The sequence below is a fragment of the Pseudomonas sp. genome (assembly GCF_035277045.1).
Classification (GTDB): Bacteria; Pseudomonadota; Gammaproteobacteria; order Pseudomonadales; family Pseudomonadaceae; genus Aquipseudomonas.
Window position 1 is genome coordinate 1 of the sequence record NZ_DATELE010000019.1, and the last position, 3,604, is coordinate 3,604.

The 3,604-nt window shown below is 66.5% G+C and carries 4 protein-coding genes; 1 reads left to right on the plus strand and 3 read right to left on the minus strand.

Features of this window, described 5'->3' with window-relative positions; all coding sequences use genetic code 11:
- Window positions 1-63: 63 nt before the first annotated feature.
- Window positions 64-828 carry an SDR family oxidoreductase gene (locus tag VJS90_RS00740; RefSeq protein WP_324118143.1) on the minus strand — a complete coding sequence of 255 codons (765 nt, stop codon included), beginning with the start codon at window positions 826-828 and terminating at the stop codon, window positions 64-66.
- A 141-nt stretch (window positions 829-969) separates the two neighbouring features.
- Between VJS90_RS00740 and VJS90_RS00745 the strand changes: the two genes are divergently transcribed.
- Window positions 970-1,863, plus strand: a complete 894-nt coding sequence (locus VJS90_RS00745) for a LysR substrate-binding domain-containing protein (RefSeq protein ID WP_324118144.1) — start codon at window positions 970-972, stop codon at window positions 1,861-1,863.
- A 601-nt stretch (window positions 1,864-2,464) separates the two neighbouring features.
- On the opposite strand, the gene VJS90_RS00750 is transcribed toward VJS90_RS00745, so the two are convergent.
- Both VJS90_RS00750 and VJS90_RS00755 read right to left on the minus strand, forming a co-directional pair.
- Window positions 2,465-3,235 carry an SDR family NAD(P)-dependent oxidoreductase gene (locus VJS90_RS00750; protein WP_324118145.1) on the minus strand — a complete coding sequence of 257 codons (771 nt, stop codon included), beginning with the start codon at window positions 3,233-3,235 and terminating at the stop codon, window positions 2,465-2,467.
- 19 nt (window positions 3,236-3,254) lie between these two features.
- Window positions 3,255-3,604 (minus strand): tRNA (adenine(22)-N(1))-methyltransferase (locus VJS90_RS00755; protein WP_324118146.1); only part of this gene is annotated, 350 nt, incomplete at its 5' end.

Consider the following 3,604-nt stretch of genomic DNA (forward strand, 5'->3'; position numbering starts at 1 on the left):
CCCATGATCGAGCCGCAAAGGGTCGGCAAGGAATGAGGCATATCGGAGTCCTTGTTGTGAGCGTCAGACGACGCAGGTCATGCCGCCGTCGACAAACAGCGTCTGGCCATTGATGAAGCTGGAGGCTGGCGAGGCGAGGAACACCGCCGCGCCGCACAACTCCTCGACCTTGCCCCAGCGCCCGGCGGGCGTGCGTCGCACCAGCCACTCGGAGAACGCCGGGTCGTCGACCAGGGGTTGGGTCAGTTCGGTCTGGAAGTAGCCGGGGGCCAGGGCGTTGACCTGCAGGCCGTGGCAGGCCCAGTCGGCGCACATGCCCCGGGTGAGCATGCGCACCGCGCCTTTGCTGGCCGCATAGGCCGCGATGGAAGGGCGGGCCAGCTCGCTCTGCACCGAGCCGATGTTGATGATCTTGCCTTGCTGGCGCGCGATCATGTGCCGTGCGACAGCCTTGGACACGTTGAACACGCCATCGAGATTGGTGCCCATCAGCCGCTGCCAGTCTTCGGCGCTGACATCCTGAAGCGCCTGCCGGTGTTGCAGCCCGGCGTTGTTGACCAGGATGTCGATCGGGCCCAGGCGTCTTTCCAGCGCATCGACGGCCGTCGCCACGCCCTGGTGGTCGCTTACGTCGAACACGGCGTGTTCGGCGTCGAGGCCTTCATCACGCAACAGCGCGCAGGCACCTTGGGCGCGTTCGTCATCGCGGCCATTGAGCACCACCTGGGCGCCGGCCTGGGCCAGTCCACGCGCCAGGGCCAGGCCAATGCCGCGCACGGAACCGGTGATCAGCGCCCGGCGCCCATTCAGGCGAAAGCTGTCGATCATGGGGATCTCCCTGTGTTGTCATTGATGGTTGGGGGATAGCGCCACTTTCCACCGCTATCGCGCTGGCCCGCCAATCGTTTATGGTGATGTGGTGATCACCATCCGTTATCACCAATCGTCGGTACCGACTCGGGAGCACCTGTGGAACTCAAGCACCTGCGGGCCTTCGCGACCCTGGCCGAAGAACTGCACTTTGGTCGTGCGGCGGCGCGCCTGCACATTGTCCAGCCGGCCTTGAGCGCGCAGATCCGCGCCCTGGAGGATGATGTGGGCGCGTCGCTGTTCGAACGGGACCGGCACCACGTCCAGTTGACGGAGGAGGGGACGCTGTTCCTGCCCGAGGCACTGGCGACCCTGCGCCAGGCCGCACGGGCGCGGGAGGTGTTGCAGCAGGCGGCGGCCGGTGAAGCAGGGGTCCTGCGCCTCGCGTTCGTGTCTTCAACGTTGTCGCACCTGTTGCCCGTGCTCGTGCGCACGCTTGAGGAGCGCTATCCGCGGATCGAACTGGAGCTCAAGGACATGCCCTCGCTGCTGCAGGCCAGGGCCCTGCTGGACAACGCCCTGGATTTTGGCTTGGTACGCCTGCCGCTGAACGTGCCTGGCGTGCACACGCGGATGCTCTTCGAGGAATCGCTGGTGGTGGCGCTGCCGCAGGACAACCCGCTGTGCGCCCAGCGTCGCATACAGCCTCGGGACCTGGCCGGGTGTCCGGTGCTGGTGCTGGCGCGCAAGTTCGCGCCCGGGCTGTATGACCAGATGCTGGCAGGTTTTCATCGGCGCAAGATTACCCTGACCATTGCCCGGGAGATGGGCGAGTTCACCAGCCAGCTGGCGTTGGTGGCGGCCGGGTTGGGGGTTTGCATCCTGCCCAGCGGTGCGGCATCGGCGCTGCCGGCCGGGGTGGTCACCCGGCCACTTGCCCTGGCCATGAGCGGCGCCGGTATCGGCGTGGCCTGGACCGGCCTGGAAAGCCCGCGCAAGCGGGCGCTGATGCATGTGCTGGAGGCGCTCTACCCGGGGGCGGCGGGCGAGTAGCGCCAGGCAGCGTTCACGGCTGCGGGGCTGCATCTGCGCCAGCAGGGCTCGCTGCTGTCTGCCCGCACCGAGGTCGAGCAAGCCCTGCCCGGCGGAGCCAGGGCAGTTGTGGGAGAAACTGTCTTCTACAGAGGCAATCACAGCCCCCGGCCCGGCATAGCCGGGCCCCTGTGGGAGCAACTGTCTTCTACCGAGGTAATCACATCCCCGGCCCGGCGTAGCCGGGCCCTGTGGGAGCGTGCCTTGTGTCGCGAAACGAGGGCAGAGCCCTCGCCGGGGCGCAGGGAGAACGTGTTGTGCGGTGGTGGCAGGAAGCACCGAATGTAGCCAGCTGCTCTTGCAGCGCCTGTTCAATTTTGGGGCCGCTTCGCGCCCCATCGCGGCACAAGGCGCGCTCCCACAAGGGATTCGCTTCGCGATCCCGGCTACAAAGCCTGCGCCGCGGTTTTGGACGGTTATTGCTCGCTGCAACGTTTGCAAGGACCTCACAGCAGCTTCCCGGCCCGGCATCGCCGGGCCCTGTGGGAACGTGCCTTGCGCCGCGATCGGCCGCGCAGCGGTCGTAAAACCTGCAATCAAGGCTCAGCACTGCCCTCACGGCTCACCAGGGAACTGGCTGCCCATCCCACGCCCAGAAACTGCCGCTGTCCGCCGGCCCCAGTCGCCCGACCAGTTCGATGATGCACTGCGCGGCAAAGGCCGGCTCGAACAGCTGATCGCTTGGCACATTGGCCTGGAAAGGCTGCGACAGCTGCGTGTCGGTGGTGCCTGGGTGCAGTGTCAGTACCGTGGATGCCGGATTGAGACGCTTCAGCTCGATACTGGCGGTGCGCAGCAGCTGGTTGAGCGCGGCCTTGCTGGCCCGGTAGCTGTACCAGCCGCCCAGGCGGTTGTCGCCGATGGACCCGACCCTGGCCGACAGCGCGGCGAAGGTCGAGGGTTGCTTGCGCAACAGCGGCAGCAGGTGCTTGAGCAGCAGCACCGGTGCGAAGGTGTTCGTCGCAAAGCTTGCCTGCAGGCCGGACAGGTCCAGCTGCCCCAGGCTCTTTTCCGCCCGCGCGCCGTCCTGATGCAGAATGCCCAGGGTGCTGATCACCAGATGAAGATGGTCGCAGGTGGCGCCGGTCACGCGTGCAAGGTCTTCCAGCGATTGCTCATCGCGTGCATCGCAATCCACTCGCACCAGTCGCTGCCCATGTTCGGCGGCAAGCGCTGCAAGGCCGTCGCTGCGGGTTGCCTGGCGAGAAGCGGCCCACACCTGGGCCACGTCATCGCGCGCGAGCAGTTGCGCGCATAGCGCCAGGCCGATTCCCTGGCTGGCGCCGCACACCAGGACGTTTGCCTGGCCAGACAGATCGTTTATCAAACTCATGCGGCGCCTTGGGCCGGCATCACGCCAGCAGTTCGCTTATCCACCGGGCCTGCCGGGTGAGGTCTTGCGCCTTTTGCGCGCCAGCCCCGTGCCGTGCCTGGGCCAAGTGGGCGAGCATCTGCTGGTTATGACGCAGCTTGCGTGTCCATTTGTCCACAAATGCCGGTGTACGGGCCTGCAGTTGAAGCGGGCCGAAGTATAGCTCCCGGGCGGTATACGTCACGGGCTCGGCCCGCTCGGCGACGATCACCTCGTAGTCGAAGCGGTTTTCCCGCAGCAAATCCTCGCGGATGATGCGGTAGCCGTTCTCCATCAGCCATTGACGCAGGGGCTGCTCACCGCCGTTGGGCTGCAGGATAAGGCGCTCCT